General features: G+C 40.1%; 22 protein-coding genes. 3 read left to right on the top strand and 19 right to left on the bottom strand.

What is annotated here, in order from left to right; all coding sequences use genetic code 11:
* Positions 1–85 precede the first annotated feature (85 nt).
* The 3 genes from rsmG (at position 86) to BSR19_RS01630 (ending at position 2943) form a co-directional block, all read left to right on the top strand.
* Positions 86–799: a 16S rRNA (guanine(527)-N(7))-methyltransferase RsmG gene (gene rsmG / locus BSR19_RS01640; RefSeq protein WP_048673867.1), complete on the top strand. Its 714-nt coding sequence runs from the start codon at positions 86–88 to the stop codon at positions 797–799.
* A gap of 68 nt (positions 800–867) precedes the next feature.
* Complete coding sequence (locus tag BSR19_RS01635; protein WP_081260152.1) at positions 868–2232, top strand: TrkH family potassium uptake protein; 1365 nt, start codon at positions 868–870, stop codon at positions 2230–2232.
* A gap of 39 nt (positions 2233–2271) precedes the next feature.
* Positions 2272–2943: a potassium channel family protein gene (locus tag BSR19_RS01630; protein WP_002883759.1), complete on the top strand. Its 672-nt coding sequence runs from the start codon at positions 2272–2274 to the stop codon at positions 2941–2943.
* Positions 2944–3031: 88 nt separating this feature from the next.
* On the opposite strand, the gene BSR19_RS01625 is transcribed toward BSR19_RS01630, so the two are convergent.
* The 19 genes from BSR19_RS01625 to BSR19_RS01535 all read right to left on the bottom strand — a co-directional run bounded on the left by BSR19_RS01625 (position 3032) and on the right by BSR19_RS01535 (position 21045).
* Entirely contained in the window at positions 3032–3862 is an 831-nt protein-coding gene (locus BSR19_RS01625; protein WP_060973169.1) for an energy-coupling factor transporter transmembrane component T family protein, read from the bottom strand.
* Positions 3855–5531, bottom strand: a complete 1677-nt coding sequence (locus tag BSR19_RS01620) for an ABC transporter ATP-binding protein (protein ID WP_060973168.1) — start codon at positions 5529–5531, stop codon at positions 3855–3857. The genes BSR19_RS01625 and BSR19_RS01620 overlap by 8 nt, the downstream gene beginning before the upstream one ends.
* Positions 5532–5596: 65 nt before the next feature.
* A complete protein-coding gene (locus tag BSR19_RS01615) occupies positions 5597–6142 on the bottom strand; it encodes an ECF-type riboflavin transporter substrate-binding protein (protein WP_060973167.1) in 546 nt (181 codons plus the stop codon).
* Positions 6143–6151: 9 nt separating this feature from the next.
* Positions 6152–7000: an SAM hydrolase/SAM-dependent halogenase family protein gene (locus BSR19_RS01610; protein WP_037600294.1), complete on the bottom strand. Its 849-nt coding sequence runs from the start codon at positions 6998–7000 to the stop codon at positions 6152–6154.
* A gap of 150 nt (positions 7001–7150) precedes the next feature.
* On the bottom strand, positions 7151–8359 hold the full coding sequence (gene sstT, locus BSR19_RS01605; RefSeq protein WP_156246367.1) for a serine/threonine transporter SstT: 1209 nt from the start codon (positions 8357–8359) through the stop codon (positions 7151–7153).
* Between the two features lie 122 nt (positions 8360–8481).
* On the bottom strand, positions 8482–9174 hold the full coding sequence (locus tag BSR19_RS01600; protein ID WP_002883771.1) for a methionine ABC transporter permease: 693 nt from the start codon (positions 9172–9174) through the stop codon (positions 8482–8484).
* The gene (locus BSR19_RS01595) at positions 9174–10241 is read right to left on the bottom strand and encodes a methionine ABC transporter ATP-binding protein (protein WP_060973165.1); all 1068 of its coding nucleotides are present in this window, start codon (positions 10239–10241) and stop codon (positions 9174–9176) included. Before BSR19_RS01595 ends, BSR19_RS01600 begins: the two co-directional genes overlap by 1 nt.
* Positions 10234–11607 (bottom strand): M20/M25/M40 family metallo-hydrolase, encoded by a 1374-nt coding sequence (locus BSR19_RS01590; RefSeq protein WP_073685889.1) that lies wholly within the window; start codon positions 11605–11607, stop codon positions 10234–10236. Before BSR19_RS01590 ends, BSR19_RS01595 begins: the two co-directional genes overlap by 8 nt.
* 60 nt (positions 11608–11667) lie before the next feature.
* The gene (locus BSR19_RS01585; RefSeq protein ID WP_013990049.1) at positions 11668–12570 is read right to left on the bottom strand and encodes a MetQ/NlpA family ABC transporter substrate-binding protein; all 903 of its coding nucleotides are present in this window, start codon (positions 12568–12570) and stop codon (positions 11668–11670) included.
* Between the two features lie 159 nt (positions 12571–12729).
* Complete coding sequence (locus BSR19_RS01580) at positions 12730–13578, bottom strand: amino acid ABC transporter substrate-binding protein (RefSeq protein WP_060973163.1); 849 nt, start codon at positions 13576–13578, stop codon at positions 12730–12732.
* 165 nt (positions 13579–13743) lie between these two features.
* Positions 13744–14460 (bottom strand): energy-coupling factor ABC transporter ATP-binding protein, encoded by a 717-nt coding sequence (locus BSR19_RS01575; protein WP_060973162.1) that lies wholly within the window; start codon positions 14458–14460, stop codon positions 13744–13746.
* A 1-nt stretch (position 14461) separates the two neighbouring features.
* Positions 14462–15241 carry an energy-coupling factor transporter transmembrane component T gene (locus tag BSR19_RS01570; RefSeq protein ID WP_060973161.1) on the bottom strand — a complete coding sequence of 260 codons (780 nt, stop codon included), beginning with the start codon at positions 15239–15241 and terminating at the stop codon, positions 14462–14464.
* Positions 15238–16215, bottom strand: coding sequence for a cobalt transporter CbiM (cbiM, locus tag BSR19_RS01565; protein ID WP_073689639.1), 978 nt, complete (start codon positions 16213–16215; stop codon positions 15238–15240). The genes BSR19_RS01570 and cbiM overlap by 4 nt, the downstream gene beginning before the upstream one ends.
* Before the next feature lie 3 nt (positions 16216–16218).
* Positions 16219–17058: an urease accessory protein UreD gene (locus BSR19_RS01560; RefSeq protein ID WP_156246366.1), complete on the bottom strand. Its 840-nt coding sequence runs from the start codon at positions 17056–17058 to the stop codon at positions 16219–16221.
* A gap of 1 nt (position 17059) precedes the next feature.
* On the bottom strand, positions 17060–17674 hold the full coding sequence (ureG, locus tag BSR19_RS01555) for an urease accessory protein UreG (RefSeq protein ID WP_002889928.1): 615 nt from the start codon (positions 17672–17674) through the stop codon (positions 17060–17062).
* Positions 17675–17703: 29 nt separating this feature from the next.
* A complete protein-coding gene (locus BSR19_RS01550; protein ID WP_002889927.1) occupies positions 17704–18417 on the bottom strand; it encodes an urease accessory protein UreF in 714 nt (237 codons plus the stop codon).
* On the bottom strand, positions 18407–18859 hold the full coding sequence (gene ureE / locus BSR19_RS01545; protein ID WP_002949549.1) for an urease accessory protein UreE: 453 nt from the start codon (positions 18857–18859) through the stop codon (positions 18407–18409). Before ureE ends, BSR19_RS01550 begins: the two co-directional genes overlap by 11 nt.
* A 140-nt stretch (positions 18860–18999) precedes the next feature.
* The gene (gene ureC, locus BSR19_RS01540) at positions 19000–20718 is read right to left on the bottom strand and encodes an urease subunit alpha (protein WP_002886560.1); all 1719 of its coding nucleotides are present in this window, start codon (positions 20716–20718) and stop codon (positions 19000–19002) included.
* A gap of 15 nt (positions 20719–20733) precedes the next feature.
* A complete protein-coding gene (locus tag BSR19_RS01535; RefSeq protein ID WP_002886559.1) occupies positions 20734–21045 on the bottom strand; it encodes an urease subunit beta in 312 nt (103 codons plus the stop codon).
* Positions 21046–21056: the final 11 nt, after the last annotated feature.

Genomic DNA, 21056 nt, shown 5'->3' with positions numbered 1-21056 from the left:
GTTTCCATCTGTCCTATAGAGATTAGATGAAAGCTCTTAATTATGGTAAAATAAGAGCATTGAAACTAGATAAAAGGAATATATAATGACACCTGAAGATTTTTACAAGGCTCTGAAAGAACTGGGGTTCGATCTCAGCCAAAAACAAAAAGACCAATTCCAACGCTACTTTGAGCTTTTGGTAGAATGGAACGAAAAGATCAACCTTACTGCAATCACAGAAAGAGACGAGGTCTACCTCAAACATTTCTATGATTCTTTGGCTCCTGTTCTTCAAGGGCATATTAAAAATCAAAGTATTCGACTTCTGGATATCGGAGCTGGAGCTGGATTTCCAAGTCTCCCTATGAAAATCCTTTGCCCTGAGCTTGATGTGACTATCATCGACTCTCTTAATAAACGCATCAATTTCCTCAATCTCTTGGCTGATGAACTTGAGCTCAGCGGTGTTCACTTCTATCATGGACGTGCAGAGGATTTTGGACAAGACAAGGCCTTCCGTGCTCAGTTTGATATTGTTACTGCCCGTGCCGTCGCACGCATGCAGGTTCTCTCAGAATTGACTATTCCTTTCTTGAAGGTTGGTGGACAACTTATTGCACTTAAAGCTGCAGCAGCTGATGAAGAGTTAGCCGATGCTAAAAATGCCTTGAACTCGCTTTTTGCAAAGCCTATTCTCAACGAGAACTACAGACTGCCAAATGGGGATGGACGTAATGTCACTATTGTCGATAAGAAAAAAGAAACCCCTAATAAGTACCCACGTCGTGCTGGAATTCCTAACAAGAAGCCGCTATAACGTTTATCCAAGGAGGTGTCTTACTCCTTGGATTATTATTTACTCTTATGATAACTCGGAGGTTTTCATTGATCAATCGTCTTTCTGTCACGCAAAAGCTTGTGCTCAGCTTTGTCTTTGTCATTATAGTGGGAAGTATTTTACTTAGCCTTCCCATAAGCCACTATGCTAATAGTCCAGAAACAAGCTACCTGGATCATCTCTTCAATACTGTGTCAATGGTCTGTGTAACTGGACTTTCTGTTGTCCCGGTCAGTAAGGCTTACAATGGTCTCGGTCAAATTTTCTCTATGCTTCTCATGCAGACGGGAGGACTTGGGCTCGTCTCTCTTATAGCCTTTAGCACCTATACCCTGAAAAATAAATTAGGACTGAGTGATCAAGATCTCCTTCAATCCGCACTTAGCAGGGATAACCAAAAAGATTTGAAAGCTTATCTTTTTAAGGTCTATAAAATTACTTTTTCTATTGAAGCTTTGGCAGCACTTGTGATTATGACTGATTTCATTCCTCGTTTTGGACTTGGTCATGGCATTTTTAATAGTCTCTTTCTAGCTGTCTCTGCCTTTTGTAATGCTGGATTTGACAACTTGGGTTCTAACAGTTTACAGGATTATGCAACCAATCCAACCATTAACCTTGCTGTAGCTTTTCTCATTATGTCTGGAAGTTTGGGATTTGCAGTTTGGATTGATTTGATTCAACTATTGCGACGTTATATTAAAGATCGTCCAAGGAATTGGAAATTAGCTTGTAGGCCTTTCAGCAATCAAAGTCGTCTTGTTCTTATAAGTACAGGCTGTCTCCTTTTAGGAGGAACACTACTTGCTTGGTTACTGGAAATGGATAACTCTAAAACAATCGGTACTCTCAATGTCTGGCAACAACTTCTGGTAAGTTTCTTTCAGACTGTAACCATGCGTACCGCTGGCTTTGCAACTATTTCCTATACCAATGCCGATTTCTCCACAAATCTTCTTTTTATGATTCAAATGATTATTGGGGGTGGTCCTGGAGGAACTGCGGGTGGCATCAAGGTGACAACTGCCTCTATCATGTTCCTGCTTTTTAAGTCAGAACTATCTGGTAACTCGAGCGTTGTTTTTCGAAATCGTATTATATCTAATAAGACTGTTTTGCAAGCATTCACAGTTATACTCTTTTTCCTAACAATGCTCTTTGTCGGCTATGTTATTTTGCTGGAGACTAATCCTACACTATCGCCCCTAGGCCTACTTTTTGAGAGTGTGTCAGCCATTGCTACCGTTGGTGTTTCAATGGATTTGACCCCTAATCTAAATACTCTAGGACGACTCGTTATCATGTCTCTGATGTTCATTGGCCGTGTTGGACCTATCACTGTTCTCTTGAGCTTGATGACCAAAAAAGAAAAGCATGTCTCTTATGCCCCAACTGATATTTCAGTTGGCTAAACAATTTTATTCATTGACAATATTCTGAAAGGATTTTATATGAAAACACAAATTATTGGGGTCCTCGGTTTGGGAATCTTTGGACAAACCATTGCAACCGAACTCTCCTCTTTTGGACAAGACGTTATTGCCTTAGATAATAACTCTACAACAATTGATTCCCTTGCTGATCAGGTGACTAAGGCCGCTGTTGGTGACATTACTGACATTGACTTTCTACGTTCTGCTGGTATTGATACTTGCGATACAGTCATTATTGCAACTGGAGAACACTTAGAATCTTCTGCACTGGCGCTCCTGCAATGTAAAAAACTTGGCATTACAAATATTATTGCTAAAGCTATGAATAACAATTATGAGGAAGTCCTTTACGGAATGGGGGCCAACTGGGTCATCACTCCTGAGCGTAGCACAGCAAAAGAATTGGCTTCAAATATCCTCCGTTATAACATTTCAAATATTTTTCATTTAGAGGACGACGTGGCTTTAATTGAACTTAAAATTCCAAAAGAATGGGCTGGAAAGTCTTTGCATACATTAAATCTAAGACAAAATTATAACGTCAACGTTATTGGTTTTAGAGATGAGCAAAATGGCAAGTTAAACACTCACTTTGACCCAAGTAAGAAACTACCTGACGAAGGAATCATCCTAGTAGTCGCCGACAATCGGACACTAGAAAAATTTGATTATTTAGGCTATTTGAAATAACAAAAAAACGTTCCAATCTCGTTCATCTGGACAAGACGGGAACGTTTTTTATTATACTTAATGGCAGATTCTCTCTATGCTAAGAGCATTAGCCCCATGGATTATAAAAACGACCATGATTGAAGAAAATTAATCCAATACTAATCCCCAATATAAGGATAGCTGATAGGATGACAAGGTAATCTTGTTTCATCAAAGATTTATGCACATACCATGTACGTTTTTTGTAGCGACCAAATCGTCGTAATTCCATAGCTGTCGATATGGTATCAATTCGTTCGAGAGATGAAAAAATTAGTGGAAGAACAATTTGGAGATTCCCGCGAATGCGTTTGACCAATCCCACCTTTTGCGACAAATCCAAACCACGAGCCTCCTGAGCCTTACGAATCGTAAAGAATTCTTCTTGAACATCTGGAATATAACGCAAGGTTAAACTCACGGAATAGGCAAATTTATAAGGAACCCCAATTTGATTCAGGCTAGCCGCAAACTGACTCGGATGAGTAGTCATGAGAAATAGAATGGCAAGAGGGACCGTTGAAAAATACTTGAGCAATAGATTTGCAAGGTAAAAAAGCTCCTGACTGGTTAGATAGAAACGCCCCCAACCTTCAATAATAACTGTCTTAGCCCCGTAAATTTCTTCACCATAACCAGGTGAGAAAAGGTAGACCATAAGTAAATTAAAGAGGGCAATCGATCCAATAATCTTAACAACGAATGAAATATCTCGCCAACGAATCTTGGCCAAATAAAAGAGATAAATAGAAAGTAAGCCTACTGCTAGAATAAAACGTGGGTCATAGGTTGCCATACAAGCAACTGAAACCAAGATAAAGAAAAGCATCTTACTTGCCCCAGACAAATCATAGAGGAAACCTTGACCTGACTGATAACCAATTAAACGATTAGACATTAGGGCCTCCTTTTTCGATATAATACTGGGTTACTTCTACTGGATCACTTGACAATTTCTGACCCAAAGTATAAAGAGATGTCTGCTTGAGATTAGCTGACTCAAGTAAATCCTTCTGATTAAGAATTGTAACAGGATTGTCGTCTGCAATGATTTTCCCCTCAACCACAACGAGACAACGATCACTATATTCCAACATGAGCTGCATGTCATGGGTAATCATCACAATGGTATGGCCTTGCTTCTGAAGACTGTCCAAGAAATTCATGATATCTGTGTAAGTCTTGTAATCTTGACCAGCCGTTGGCTCATCCAAAATAATGATTTCAGGTTTCAAGACCAAGATAGACGCAATGGTCACGCGCTTTTTCTGACCAAAGGAAAGCGCAGAAATGGGCCATTTACGAAAGCTATAGAGGCCACAAGTCTTCAGGACCTCATGAACACGCTCTTCAACCTCGGTTTCTTCAATCCCTCGCAAGCGTAAACCAAGAGCCACTTCATCAAAAATCATAGTTTGGCTAATCATCTGATTAGGGTTTTGCAAAACAAAGCCTATACGCTCTGAACGCTCGGTGATGCTATCCTGACTGATATCCTGACCCTTGTAAGTTAATTTCCCTTGACTAGGGACAAAACCGCATAGAGCTTTGGCAAGCGTCGACTTTCCAGCTCCATTTTTACCGACAATCGCTAGTCGCTCACCTTTTTTCAAGCTAAAGGACATATCGTCTATAATCGCCGGATTATCCCCATAGGAAACGCTAAGCCCCTCAACCTTCAAAATAGATTCACTTGAACTGTCTCTTTTATCTTTCAAAACTCTATCTGGCAGAACAAGGTCAGATAAGTCTAAAGCATCCAATTGACTAAGATTTTGTGCATCTCTTGTGTCAAATCCCAACTGACGTAAAACCGTCACATATAGAGGTTCGCGAATCCCATTTTCCAGTAAGAGAGTACTTGATAAAAGCTCATCTGGGCTACCGTTAAAGAGGAGGGTACCATCATTGACCAGTAAAATCCGGTCAACAGGACGATAAAGAACATCTTCTAGACGATGCTCAATAATAATTGTTGTAGCTCCCACCTCTTTGTGGATTTTATCAATGAGGTCAATGGTTTCCTGTCCTGATTTAGGATCTAAATTTGCTAGAGGCTCATCAAATAAAAGAATAGGACTCTCATCAATCAAGACTCCAGCCAAACTAACTCGTTGTTTTTGGCCACCTGATAAGTCTTGAGGGCGGTGATTCAAAAGAGAAGTCAAGTCTAGACGTTCAGCCCAGAGAGCTACCTTATCCTTCATCTCACTTTGATTAGCACAATCATTTTCCAAGGCAAAAGCCAAATCCTCGGCTACTGTTAAGCCAATAAACTGACCATCTGGATCCTGCAATACCGTAGATACCAACTGTGACTTATCATAGATAGATTGCTTGAAAATATCCTGACCATCTATCCTTACCTGGCCTTTTGCCTGACCTTTATGAATATTAGGTATGATACCATTGAGACACTGAGCCAGGGTCGACTTTCCGCTACCAGAAGGGCCTAAAATGAGCACTTTCTCGCCTTTGACAATATCAAAGCTGATATCTTTAAGCGTCGCTTCTGCTTGCGCATCATATTGAAATGTAAACTGATTAAAACTAATGTATTTATCCATGTTTCTACTAAAAAAGAGAGGAGGTATCAAAGCAAACTGACAGTCCCACTCTCCTATGATTCATGCTAGTCTTTGGTAAGACTACCAGATTGTGTACGTGAGCTAGCATAGATTGCAAGAAGGAGGGTTCCTCCGATTGCAATTGTAATAAAGTTAGCTACGCCAGCTACAAAACTTTGTGCATAAAGATATGACCAGGCTTGTGCGAATTGGAGTCTATCACCAATAGGAGTAACGATACCATAGGCAATAAGGAGGGCCAATGCTTGTGCTAAGTTAAACCAAATCATACTCATCAAAGAAAACTTGCCAGTTGTCACATCATATTTTTTGTTGAATAGACCAATTACAAGACCTGTAATGGCACTTGCAAACACCCAAGCCCATGAGATATTTCCGTATTGAATACCATCTTTAAGCGCATGCCCAATAAAGCCCATAAAGAAACCTGTAATAGGCCCAAAAATCACTGAAAATAGTGCTTGAACAGCATACTGAAGTTGGATGCTGGTATTCCCAAAAATAGGAATATTAACAAACATACCAATGATAATAAAGAGTGCTGCACCAATACCTGTCGCAACTACTGTACGAATTGAATTATTTTTCATAATCTTACTTTAATCTCCTAAATGTTTAATTTCAATGTGCCAGTTAGACCCCACACCAACATTATAGGCCTTGGCAAAAGACCCCTGGTTTATGGCTAAGCCAACACGATAAAGGGAATTGATATAAATAATTGGCTGACCGATACGAACATCCGCAAAAGATTTCCCATAGGTAACTTGATTTTGGTAGACCAACATATCATTGTTAAAGATGGTCACCTCGAATCGATCACCAAAGTTTGGTTCCAAGGCATAAAAGTCATCACGTGTGATAGAGGTCCAAAGAGAGCCGAAACGGACGTCCAAAATATCAATTGCACCACGAACCAAATTATCCTCTATGATGGTTTCAACCACTGGAAGCTCTAGAATTTTGTCCACAGGTAACTCAGGACCTACTTCATCAAAACTGATATGACCAGAAGCTAATTTGGCACCTGTATAGGCATAAACATCACGACCATGGAAGGTATAAGACAGCTCCGTATTACTACGACGATTCTCAACTTCTGAAATTTCACGGACAGCAACGATACCGACATCCTTCTTGATATAAGAAAGTGTTCCGTTATCTGGTGTGACGATATATTGCCCCGTCTTTGTTAAGGCAACCACACTTTTACGTGATGAGCCTACACCCGGATCAACTACCGAAACAAAGGTTGTTCCCTTTGGCCAGTACTCGACAGTCTGAAACAGACGATAGGAAGCTTCAAAAGTGTTGTAGGGTGTAATATCATGTGTAAGGTGATGAACTCCCAAACTTGGTTCTTCTTGAAGAGCCACACCAATCATGGCCGAAACAGCACCGTCGACCAAACCAAAGTCTGATTGAAGCACCAATAAATTATTAGTCATAAATGTTTCACCTTTTCTCTTTGAACGGTTTATTTTACCATATTTTATGGGCTTTTTAAAGATGATAGATTCTTGAGCTAGCTATAGTCTTTGACTATGTTTTCTCCAAAATCAAAAAACCAGCCAAATCGGCCGACCTTATACAATTATCTATACTTTCTTCCAACGGCTCTTTTCTGCTACTGCTGTAAAAAGCACGTCTGTTGAAGAGTTAAGGGCTGTTTCACAAGAGTCTTGGATGACACCTACGATAAAGCCAACACCAACAACTTGCATGGCCAAATCATTTGAGATACCAAAGAGGCTACATGCTACTGGCACTAATAGAAGGGATCCTCCAGCAATACCTGAGGCACCACAGGCAGAGATAGCTGAAACCACACTAAGAATGAGTGCTGTCGCAAAATCGACCTGAATTCCCAAAGTCGTTACTGCAGCAAGAGTTAAGACATTGATTGTCACGGCTGCCCCAGCCATATTAATAGTTGACCCCAAAGGAATAGAAACTGAATAGGTATCAGGATTTAAACCAAGATCTTTACAAAGCTGAAGGTTAACAGGAATATTAGCTGCTGACGAGCGAGTAAAGAAGGCTGTAATCCCAGAGTCTTTCAAACAAAGGAAAACCAGTGGGAAAGGATTTTTGCCCATCATCACAAAAACAATGATAGGATTAACAACCAAGGCAACAAAGGCCATTGTTCCCACTAAGACAAGGATTAGGACACCATAATCCGCCAAAACACCAACACCATTCTCAGAAATAGTATTAAAGACAAGACCAAGGATACCAAATGGTGCCAAGTTAATAATCCAACGAACGATTTGTGAAGTCACTTCTGCCAAGGTATGTAGCAAATCTTTCGTGTGAGTGCTAGCTGTTCGCATGGCGAAACCAAAGACAACCGCCCATACTAAAACACCAATGTAGTTGGCTTGAGCCAAGGCATTGACAGGGTTATCCACCATCTTAAGCAACAAATCTTTAAAGACTTCTCCCACACCTTGAGGTGCCGTCGCTTTAGTCGCTGCCGCTGCTCCCAACTTCAGAGAAATTGGAAAAATATAGTGAGAAATAACAGCCGTCAATGCTGCCGCAAAGGTCCCAAAGAGATAAAGAACAATAACTGTCTTCATGTTGCTTTGTTGCCCTTCTCGCGTTTGAGAAAGGGCATTGGCAACCAAGGCAAAGACCAAGAGTGGAGCAATTGCCTTCAAGCCACCAACAAACATATCCCCTAAGAGACCAATAACCGTAAACTTAGGAACAAGCAAACCAAGTACAGCACCAATTACCACACCAATGGCAATACGCTTGATTAGACTGGTCCTATTCCAAGTTGAAATAAATCGTTTCATAACTCATTAACTCCTTTTTATGGGTAGCTCAACCATAAAGTATTCGATAGCTTCCATACTATGATAAATATCTGAAATCGTCAAGAAATGAGAAAAGCCTGTGGCAAACAGGCTCTCAAATCCTATTTATGACTCAATTTACGGGTCAAGAAATCACCCAAGAATTGGATAAGGAAAATCAAAATCAAAATCAAGAAAGTTGCCAAAATGGTAACTGAGGTACTAGAACGGTTATATCCATAGTAGATAGCGATGTAACCAAGACCACCGGCACCGATAGCACCGGCCATGGCAGTTTCACCCACAAGGGAAATCAGAGTTACGGTTGATACACGAACCAATTCTGGGAGCCCTTCACCAAGGTAAACTTTAATCGTATCCCAAAGTGTTGCGCCACTAGCTTGTGCTGCTTCAATAACGCCACGGTCAAGATCTGCAAGTACCACCTGTACTTGACGTGCAAAGAATGGGAAAGTCGCAGCTGACAATGGAACCAAGGCCGCTGTCATACCAAGGTTAGTCCCCACGATAAAGTAAGTGAAGCCTTTCAAAATTGCCAAGAGGATGATGAAAGGAATGGCACGGAAGATTGAAGTGATTTTATCCAAGATTTGGAAAACAAATTTATTTTCAATGACTCCACGAGGACCTGTCAATACCAAGAAGAGCCCCATAACAAGACCAAGAAGCCCCCCAATGATGAAGGAAATAACCGTCATATAGAGAGTCGCATAGATGGCGTCTGGCCAAGAGTTAACCCCCTGCATACCAATACGATAAATATCTGGAAAGTTTTGTTGAATCCAATCTGCCATTATTGGGCTCCTTTCTTAAGTACTTGCAAGCTGACACCTGCATTTTCAATCGCTCTTTGGGCAGCAAGAACCTTATCTGCCTCACCATCCAATACAACGACCAATTCACCAACAGGTGTATCACCTAGAATCTCAAGGTTACCGTAAAGGATGTTACTTGAAACTCCGTAATCTTTGAAAATTTCAGTCAAGAGTGGCTCATCTGTTGAAGAACCAGCATATTTAAGTTGAACGAGAAGGGCTGAGTTTGGTAAGTTTTTCACTACGGGTTGTGCATTAATCTTAGCCAAGGCATCTTCAATCCCTGCAGCAGTTTCAATAAATTCTTGTGTCAAATCTTCTTGTGGATTTGAGAAGATATCAAGAACACTGCCCTCTTCTAAAAGTTGACCATTTTGCATAACAGCCACACGGTTACAAATGTCTTTAACAATTTGCATTTCGTGGGTAATCATAACCACTGTCAAACCAAGCTTTTTATTCAAATCCTGCAAAAGTGAAAGGATCTGCTTAGTTGTTTTTGGGTCAAGAGCTGAGGTAGACTCATCTGAAATCAAGATTTCAGGATCATTGGCCAAGGCACGGGCAATCGCTACACGTTGTTTTTGACCACCTGACAACTGTGCAGGATAGTTTTCGGCACGATCAGCCAAATCAACCAATTCCAAAAGACCACGAATTTTTTTGTCTTTTTCTTCATTGCTTAATTTAGAATGACGAAGAGCAAAAGCTACATTTTCATAAGCCGTCTTTTGAGCCATAAGGTTAAAGTGTTGGAAAATCATCCCAATCGTTTGACGTTTCTGGCGCAATTCTTTTGTCGATAATTGGACCTTACCATCTGCAAAAGTCACATCTTTACCGATAGTGATTTTACCAGCTGTAGGCACTTGCAAAAGATTGATCGCACGCACAAGGGTAGATTTACCAGCCCCTGAATAACCAACAATTCCGTAAATATCACCTTTCTCAATCTGGATAGACACATCCTTAACCGCTTGAATAGTGCGGCGTTTCTGCGTAAAGGTGATATCAATATTTTTCAAATCAATAATGACATTACTCATAACTTGCAATTAACTCCTTAATTAGTTCAATGTGGGTGTAGTAATCTGCTAGACTAACATTTTCATCCCCACCATGGTCACGACTGTTAGCATTCCCTATACCAAAGGCTGCCATAGGAACACCCAAAGCCTGATGAATCATATGCATAGGCCCCGTACCTGCTGCTGTTGGAAGGACAGCGACACCTTCTTCATAAAAGCCTTTTGCTAACTCAATAACATTGACAATAGCTGGATCAGACATATCACTTCGATAACTTTCTTCACCAAGAGTGAAGGTTACCTTGATACGGTCAAATCCTTCTTTTTTGAGGTGAGCCTTAATACACTCCAAAACGTACTCAGGTGTCAAGCCAGGGACCAAACGCATCTCCATCTTAGCTCTGGCTTGAGCTGGTAAAATGGTCTTAACCCCTTGCCCCTGATAACCTGTTGAAATTCCCTCAATAGAAAGAGCTGGCTCAAAATAGTAAGTTTTTAAGAACGCTCGGCGGTCACTTTCTAAAATGGGTAGTTTTAAGCCGTAAATCCTACGAAGACTGTCTGCATTTTCAATGGCATAAGTTTCGATAAGATTCATCTCTCGTTCGTTTGGTTGGACAATCTTTTCATAGATGCCGTCGATAAGGATACGTCCCTGATCATCTCTCATGCTTGAGATAGCATTGAGCAAGTACCATGACGCCGATTCAATCACTGCACCAAATTTAGAGTGGATATCAACATCAGCACTCTCGACAGACAAGTCAAAGGTAATAATCCCCTTGTTGCCACCTGTGATTTCCAATTGACCTTTACTATTTCGGTTCCCTTGCTCCCAAACCAATAGGTCTGCTGGAAGAAGATCATCTCGGTATTTTTCTAAATATTTTTCAAGGTCTGTTGATGCAGATTCTTCAGCACCTTCCATCATAAACGTAATATTTACAGGAAGATCTCCGACCTCACGAATATACTTACGAAGAGCTGTCAACCGAGCTGTGATATGGCCCTTATCATCGTCGACACCACGACCATACATATATCCCTTTCGAACAGTCAGACGGAAAGGTTCATCGGTCCATGGCTGATCATTGTCCGCAGGAACAGTGTCATAGTGTTGATAGAAAATAATTGTTTTCGCTTCTGGATTTGGACTCTTGAATTTCGCCAAGACAAAAGGTGCCGTATGGGTCTCGTCAATTGTCACCTCTGCGCCAACACCAGAGAAAATCTCACCAAGGTAAGCAGCTACATCATAGAGACCAATATTTTGAGCAAAAATAGATTTTTTAGAAATCAAAGTCCGCAAAACTTCAAAATAGTGCTGAGCAATTTCATCGTTACGAAATTTTCGTAACTGCTCTTCTTCACTTGAAAATGCCATCAAATCGTCTCCTTCATACACGACAAAACGGCGTGCTCTCACACGCCCTCTGTCCTTAGCTTATTTCTTTGAATTAGCTTTCAATTGATCTTGTGTTGGGGCACCTTTCCATGCTGGAAGGTCAACCTTGTTAGATGCATCATAGATGATTTGCGCTACTTCATCATTTTGGTAGGCTTTAATCAAAGTCTTGATAGCATCAGCTTTATTTGATTTTTCCCAATCTTTATTAGCTGCAATGATATTGACCCAATCTTTCAAATCTTGGCTTGGATCTTCTTGGAAGAGAGTTGTGTCATAGTCAACGTTTTGTTGTTGTGCGTATGAGTTGTTAACAACTGCTGCATCTACTGATGAAAGAGTTTGGGCAGCTTGTTCAGCTGCGATTTCTTTAATATCCAATTTCTTTGGATTTTCAGAAATGTTCTTGATAGTTGCCAATTCACCATCTTTAACATCCAACTTAATCAAACCAGCTGTTTGAAGGAGTGTCAACGCACGGCTTTCGTTTGTACCATCATTAGGTACTGAGATAGTAGCTCCATCTGGAAGCTCTTTAACATCTTTATACTTAGCTTTTCCGTTTTCAGTACCTGAGAAAAGGTGGATTGGGCTAAGAAGTGTGTCAGCTGCCGCAACAACATCACCTTTATTTTCTTTGTTCCAGTTGTTCAAGAAATAAATGTGTTGAAAAGCATTAACATCGATTTCGCCGTTTTTAAGGGCTTCATTTGGTTGGTTGTAGTCTGTGAACTCTTTCAACTCGATAGTAACACCCTTGTCTTTAGCCAATTCTTTGACTTTATCCCACAATGGCTCAGTAGTGTCATCCAAAGTCATGACACCAACTGTTAATGTTTTATCATCTTTAGCTGATTTGTTACCGCCAGCACCACAAGCAGCCAAAGCTACTGTTGAAGCGACTGCCAATCCTGTAATTCCAAGAATTTTTTTAAGTTTCATAACGAACTCCCTTTAATTGTTTTAAGTGTAAAATTATTATCCCATAGGATAAGAATTGTAGCAAATTGTTTATATTTGTATATATCTATAGTTTTTAACTATAACATGTCCTAGATTTTAATTATATGAAAAAGCTGAGATTCATTCCCAGCTCCTTTCTTATTTTTTGCTTGGAACTTTCAAAGCGTCTTTAGTTGGAATATAATCTTTGTTTCCAAGGAATTTTTCAGCCAACTTAGCCAAAGTACCATCTTTTTGGAGTTCTTCCAAACGTTTGTTTACAAATTTTTGAAGGTCTTTTTGGTTATCTGCGAACAAGAAGTAGATGTATGGTTGTTGATCAGATTTAAGCTCAATCGTCTTCAAGTTGCTCAATTTATTGTTTTTGATGATTGCATTAACAGTTGGTGCATCAAAGATCTTGAAGTCATACTTACCTTCATTCAAACTTGTCAACATTTGTGTAATATTTTCATTTGTGTAGTTAAGTTCAACTGGCTTGTCTGAATGTTTCTCATTAAACTCTGTCAATTGAGTAGCTGTCGATGTTCCTTGAACAACCTGCGTTGAGTGTCCAGCAATATCATCATATTTCTTAATATTACTATCTTTTGGAACAGTCAAAACAGCTGGTGTGGTACCAATTGGATACGAGAAGAGATATTTTTGGTCACGTTCTTCTGAATAAGAGATATTGTTCCCAGCCATTTGGTATTTAGCTGAGTCAAGACCTGTGAAGACTGAAGACCATTCTGTTTTTTGGAATTTCACTTCATATTTGTCAGAGTCTTTGAAGACTGCTTTGGCAACTTCCACATCGTAACCAGTCAATTCACCGTTTTCTTCATATGAGAACGGTGCTGTTGTCCCAACAGTGGCAAAGTTAATTGTTTCTTTAGCACCTGAAGATTTAGATGCTTCTTTTGATGATTTAGATGAACATGCAGCAAGCAAAGCTACTGAAGCAATGGCTACACCCGTAATTCCAAGAATTTTTTTAAGTTTCATAATACTCTCCTTTGAGATTGATTGTTTTTATTGTAACAGAATTCACTAAGCTTAACTAATACTTAAACATAATCAAGGTGATAAGAAAATACTATCACCTAAAAATATCAATTGTTTGACAAAGAAAAAAGTAGGAAACCTAGAACGATTTCCTACTTATCCTTATTAATAATGTGACAAACGCTCAACTACTTGCTGGTTACTGAGCACTTCCTGGACAGGAAAGAAATCAGCTTTGCCATCTTCGAAAAGAAGAACATCAGCCTTTTCATGATGAAGGTGCTTGAAGTGGTGAGCAGACATGATAATGGTTTTTCCAGCTGAATGAAGGTCATGTAGAAGTTCCCTAAAAAATTCTTCATATTCTTTAGAAAGATTATTGAAGGGTTCATCAAGAATATACACATCTGGATTCGTTACCATGATACTGGCAAAAGCCACTTTCTTCTTTTCTCCACCAGACAGTTGATAGGGAACGCGATCCCTTAAATCTTCAATTTTAAGCAGGGATAGCGTGTCTTGAACGCGCTGTGAGACTTCTTCTTCGGTTAGACCTAGCTGGCGAGGACCAAAAGCAATCTCATCATAGACAGTACTATTAAATAACTGACTATCCACATCCTGAAAGAGGATTCCGAGGCGACTATAAAAATCTCGTTTTTGACGTTTGTCCTTCAGCCATTCTTTGAGGTCCTTCCCTAAGAAAAGAATGCGACCAGATTCTTCCTGCTTGAAGCCAGTTAATAAACTGATAAGACTTGATTTTCCAGTCCCATTTTCCCCCATCAACATCACATATTGTCCTTGTCTAATCTCCAAATCAAGACCAGTAAAGACCTTTTTTTGTTCATAGGCACAGGCCACTTGTTTCAATTGAAACATCTCATCCTCCTAACAGAATCTGTCCTAAAATCATTGCTACTAGACCTATCAAGGCCAGCCAGTCCTTCCATGTGAATGACTGTGATGACTTGACATACTCACCAACAAAGCAACGTGCTTCCATGGCTTGAGTCAGTTCCTCACCATAGCGTATAGCTTTAAGGTATAAAATTCCCCAGATATTACTTCCAATCCGGAAACGATGGTTGCCGCCAAAGCTTCGTGCTTCAATCCCTTTGAGCAAATCCATTAATTGTTTTCCAAAGACATCGATATATTTTATGGTGATATCTAACTGGAGCAGAACAAGATCAGGAAAATGCAACCCTTTTAATGCCACTAGCATCTCACTTATTGTACTTGTCTCTGAATAATAAGCAATGGCTACGGCAATCAAAGGAAGTCTAAAAAGAAAGAGCGATTGACCTCCGCTAAGTAAGAGATGCGGTAGATAAAGAACGAGAGGGAAAATCAACAACACTACAGTTTTTTTCAAAGTTCTTACTAAAACAGAATGCGGTAAAAAAGCCACGCCAGCTCCTAAAAACAAGGCTAAAATCCACAAAACTGTGAGATTTCGGCTAATTCCCACTGAAACAAGTAAGAAAAAGAGAAGTAAAACCTTAGCTGTTGGATGAAAGACTGATGCTACTTTTAAAGGATGCGTTTCAAACTTTTGAAGAAGAGCTTCCAGATGGTGACGATTCCGGATAAGAAAGTTATTTCTACCGACTTTAGTGACTACTGGGCGCTCTTCCGACATCCAATCTGGCAGAATCATTTTTCAACCTTTCTACCGAAAATCAAGCGATAGAGGATGAAGAAAATCAAAACAGCAGAGGCAGCGCTCAGGATATAACCCAAAACTTCTGGAATGCCTGCGATACTATAATCTGGGAAGAGGGCATTGAATGAAAAACCATTCAACATTCCTTTTGGCGCTTGGGCTTCCACATGGTAATGAGACAATTTTTCTACCAACTCTTTGACATCCCATTCTGCAAAGGCTGTTCCCGTCGCCAATAAACCAAGTGGCGTTAGGATAATTAAGGCTAAGATAAAGAGCAATAAAGGACGTAGTTTCTTAGTCGTTATTTCCTGAGTATTATCAATATTCAAACGTTCAATGAATTCTTGAACACCGGCTGTGAAAAATCCTTCTACCAGGCCGATAAGCAGGTGAGTCAAGCCCATTACTGGAAGCGTCACTCTCAAAGGGTATGGATTGTAAAGCGGATTACCACTGCTATCTTTAAAGAGAATCGGTTGAATTCCTAGTAAAACCGCAACAGTCAGGGCTGCAACTACAATTCCAATATAACCTCCAAAAAAGCTAGCAATTATCCTGTTCTTTGTCCACTTATTCAAGAGTTTATAAACAGCATAACCCACAAATGGCATGACAACAGCCATACAAAAGGCATTCGCACCAAAGGCCAAAATCCCACCATCACCAAATAGCAAAGCCTGCATAGCTAGAGCCACACTAACTGCTAAACAGGAGGCCCAAGGTCCTAATAATATAGCAATTAGCACTGCCCCAACAGCATGGGCACTCGTTCCACCTGGGGCTGGAAGATTAAACATCATGATAAGGAAGGACAAGGAAGTCCCGATTCCCAACATAGGAATCGTTTTTTTATCAGTGTCAACCTTTACCTTCACCTCCTTGACAGCCTTATACCAAATAGGCAACATAACTGCTCCCATTGCCGCACAAGTCGTAGGGCTTAGGTAATTTTCAGGAATATGCATTTTTTATCTCCTCATATCATTTTTTCTCAAATTCAAAGGGGTTAATCCATGTATTTCTTGTCTAAAATAGTCTGCACAGGCATAAATGACGCGACGATTATCCTCGGCAGTTTTTCCTAAGATACGTAACACCAGACCCGGGATATCTAAGGATGAAATAGCAAAATCAGACTCTAAATTCAGATTTTCTAAGTGCTTCTGCAAAGCCTTAACAAAAGCCTCGTCAATATTTGGTGACACCATTACCAAACTATTGTAATTACGCCAGCCTTCAAAATAACCAAGTTTAAACATATCTTGTTTCTGAGGTTCTAAGAGAGTCTGATCGCTATAAACAAGCTCATTATCTTGGTAAATCTGTGTCAAATTACGAAAACAATGGTATTGAAACGGTAGATCCTCATGAGACCAACCTGCCGTTACACCATCTGAATAAATCAAGTGAGCAGACTTATCCATATCAATACGACTTGTTTGGAAATAGCGTGATTTTAAATAGGGAATAACTTCATCAGCCATGTACTCCAAATAACTATTTTCTTCAAGTGTGATAGACGTATTCTGTTGTGTCAACTGTCCTTTCTCACACTTGTAAACATAAGTAGGTGTCTGAGTGGTCACCAAGGCATGAGCATCTTTATTAACATCAATGATCACTTGATACTGCTCACCCTCGACAAAGCCCCCACCCATATTAATTAGGAAATAGTAAGGAACGCCATTGGCATCTGAATTATCTGCCGATACTCGAGAGTTGCCTTCTTGGTATTTCTTGTGGGAAATTGTACGACCATTTCGATTTGAAAATCCAAGATGGACAAAGCCATCATATGCTTGTGTCATCTTACAAGTCCTCTAGTAGGAAATTCTTACGAATCCATTCTTCCACTTCCTTAACATTGTCATCATTATTCAAATTTGTGAAAATGAAAGAATCTTCGTTACGGAAATGAAGGGTATCTTCACGCATACGGTCTAGGTTGGCTCCAACATAAGGTGCAAGATCAGTCTTATTAATCAAGAACAAATCACTCTTAATCATCCCTTGACCAGCCTTACGTGGGATTTTTTCACCCTGAGCAACGTCAATAATATAAATGGTAAAATCAACCAAATCAGGGCTGAAGGTTGCAGCCAAGTTGTCTCCTCCACTTTCAAGGAAAATAACATCCAAATCATGGTTAAAGCGCTCTTGAAGAGTTTCAATCGCTTCAAAGTTCATAGAGGCATCCTCACGAATCGCAGTATGAGGACATCCACCAGTTTCTACACCAATGATACGGTCTTCGTCTAAGCTTGAATTTTTAGCTAAGAAAAGGGCATCTTCTTTTGTATAGATATCGTTAGTAATAACTGCTAAATTTAAGTCGGACATACGTCGTGTAAGACGCTCAAGCAAAAGGGTTTTACCTGAACCAACAGGTCCACCAACTCCAATAATTACAGTACGTTTTGTCATTGTTTTTTCCTCTCAACCTTGTTGATATTTTAGGACATGAATAGGCGGAATACCTGTGTTTCATGTTTCATCTGAGCTAATTCAAGACCAGGCGTATTGGCCCCAAGGTAGGACGCATCCAATTCTTGAATTTCTTGTGTCATTTTTTCTAATTGTGAAAAGCTACGTAAAACAATCTCCTGTCCAGCAAACTGTCCAAGGGGAATGGCACGCACAGCATTTTGAACCATCGTCGAAATCACACTATAGCCATAAAGTGCTATGGCTTCATTACATCCCAAGCCCTTGTTAAACACATAGAGCGCAAAGACAATAGCTGGATTGCCGAAGACCACACCCTTACGTATTTTAGACTGATAGTCATCCAATACCGGAATAGCATGAAGCCTTTGAATGAGTCGAAGCATTTGCTTAGCAATCATCTTAGTTCCCTGTCTTGTTTCACGCGCTTGCGTCGAAACTGTCAAGACCTTATCATAATGCCAAACCTGCTCTATGTTATCTGTAACCATAGCATCATAAACCAGTTTGATTACAAGACCTTCACCATATTTAAACTGACTAGCTAAATAGGCTTCTTGCCACTCTTCGTAACCTTTATCATCTGTTACAGTGTCTTCACGTAGATAATTTTCCATCCCAAATGAGTGGTTAAATGATCCAATTGGAAAGGTTGAATCGACAATTTGCACAATTTCAAGATAATCTTGCAAAGACACATTAGCAAAGGGATTAATGTTCATGGGCAGTTAAATTCACATGGCGTAGGGGTTTATCAAGGACCACTTCTTCAATCGTGTAGGCAATCTCTTTTTGAGTCAAGACTTGCTCTACTACTGGGTCAACCTCTAAATAAATCTTGGCATCTTTCACCTCAATTGGTTTATGAGTATTCCCAAGAATGTGAGCTGTGATTCCCATTTCATCCATATCTTTAGGTGAGATGACAATCAAATCCTGTGACTCAACACCAATAGCTAGAACATGGTGATCATCGATAAAAAAGGCAGAGCCATTTTGCAATTTTTGTCCCTTATCAAGACGAATACCAAATTCATTCCCATGATCACTCTTCACTCGAATAATTTTTTTGTTAAGATCGTCACTCGAAAGAATGACTGTTTCAATATGGTATTTGTCCACATCGATATCCTTAACAAGAGCATCTACTTTTGTAAAAATCATACTTTTTCCTTTTCTATTACATTTTAAAAGTCTAGCATCAGACTCATATAGCAACCTAATAAAGTACTAAAAACGTTATGGCTGTAAAATACAAAAGAGGTTGGAGGAAGAATTCCAGCCTCATGTATATAGCGTTTTCCTTAGAACAAGAAATAACGTTGAGACAATGATGTCGTATGGATTGGCTCACAAGTAACCAACTCATCATCAATAAAGACATCAAAGGTCTGTGGATCGATACGGATTGTTTTTGGAGCGTAGTCATTAAGCTTCATATCACGCTTAGTCAAGTTACGTGTATTCTTAACAGGAAGAACAATCTTATTCAAACCAATTTCTTCTTTGATACCGTGATCATAAGCATATTGAGAGACAAATGTAAGATTTGTTTCATGAACCGCTTGACCGTAAGCACCATATAATTTACGCATGATACGTGGTTGAGGTGTTGGAAGACTTGAACCAGCGTCACCCATAACACCATAAGTTAACATACCACCCTTAAGCACCAACTTAGGTTTTGCACCAAATTGTGCTGGTTCCCAGATAACCAAATCTGCAAATTTACCAACTTCTACAGAACCGATATAGTCTGCAATACCATTGGTGATGGCAGGGTTAATTGTATATTTAGCCACGTAACGTTTAATACGGTTATTATCGTTAAACTCTGAATCCCCTTCAAGTGGACCACGCTGAGCCTTCATCTTATCAGCTAGTTGCCAACAACGCATTGCTACTTCACCGACACGTCCCATTGCCATGGCATCTGAAGTCATGATACTAAGGGCTCCCATATCGTGAAGAACATCTTCTGCAGCCACAGTTTGTTTACGAACACGTGATTCGGCAAAGGATACGTCTTCTGGGATTTTTGGATCCAAGTGGTGACAAACCATAACCATATCTAACAACTCACCAATAGCATTTGTAGTATATGGGTTAGTTGGGTTAGTTGATGATGGCAAAATATTTTCCTTACCTGCAAAGACCATAATATCTGGAGCGTGCCCACCACCAGAACCTTCGGTATGGAAGGTATGAACGGTACGACCTTGGAAAGATTCCAAAGTATTTTCCATAAATCCACCCTCATTCAAAGAGTCGGTGTGGACCGCAAAAGAAACATCGTATTTATCCGCAACTTTAAGGGAATTATCAATTCCTGCATAAGTCGCACCCCAGTCCTCGTGTGTCTTAATTCCTGCTGCACCAGCTTTAATTTGCTCTTCAACCACTTCAGTCTCAGAACCAACACCTTTGGCAAGGAAACCAAAGTTAGCAGGCATATCATCAACAGCTTGCAACATACGAGTAATATGAAATTTACCTGGTGTACATGTTGTTGCATTACTACCGTCGGCGGGACCAGTACCACCACCAAAGAGGGTCGTAATTCCATTATCCAAACCAAATTCAGGAAGGTCAGCAGAAATATAATGTACGTGGAGGTCAATACCACCTGCAGTCACAATCAAACCTTCTGCAGCAATGGCTTCTGTACTAGCACCCACAACAAAGTCCACATTGTCCATTGTATCTGGGTTACCACCGCGACCAATAGCAACAATCTTACCATCACGAATACCGATATCTGCTTTAATAATACCTGTATAGTCAATGATGGTTGCACCTGTAATAATGGTATCAACAACTGATGGATTGTCACGTGTTTCCGTAGCACTAACACCCATACCATCACGCAAAACTTTACCGCCACCGAACTTAGATTCCTGTCCATAAACAGTAAAGTCTTTTTCAATGGCTGCAAAAAGATTGGTATCTCCAAGACGTACGCTATCCCCTACAGTTGGTCCATAGTGTTGAGCATACTCTTCACGATCCATTTTAAAACTCATCGATTTGTCCTCTTTCTAGTCTAAGAAACCATTGACCTTGTTATTGAAGCCAAAAATACGACGTTTCCCTCCAAAGTCAATAAGTTGTACTGTTTTCGTTTCACCTGGCTCAAAACGAATGGCTGTACCTGCTGGAATATCTAGACGTTTGCCTCGCGCCTTTTCACGATCAAATTGAAGACCAGCTTCGTTTGCTTCATAAAAATGGTAGTGAGAACCCACTTGAGCAGCACGGTCACCCACATTTTTCACTTCAAGACTAATGGCTTCGTAACCACCGTTATAATCAATTGGCTCACTCGCCACATGGTATTCACCTGGAATCATTACACTTCTCC

This window comes from Streptococcus salivarius (assembly GCF_009738225.1).
Taxonomy (GTDB): domain Bacteria; phylum Bacillota; class Bacilli; order Lactobacillales; family Streptococcaceae; genus Streptococcus.
The sequence above is the reverse complement of the archived record's forward strand: the minus strand, read 5'-3'. Positions and strand labels throughout refer to the sequence as shown.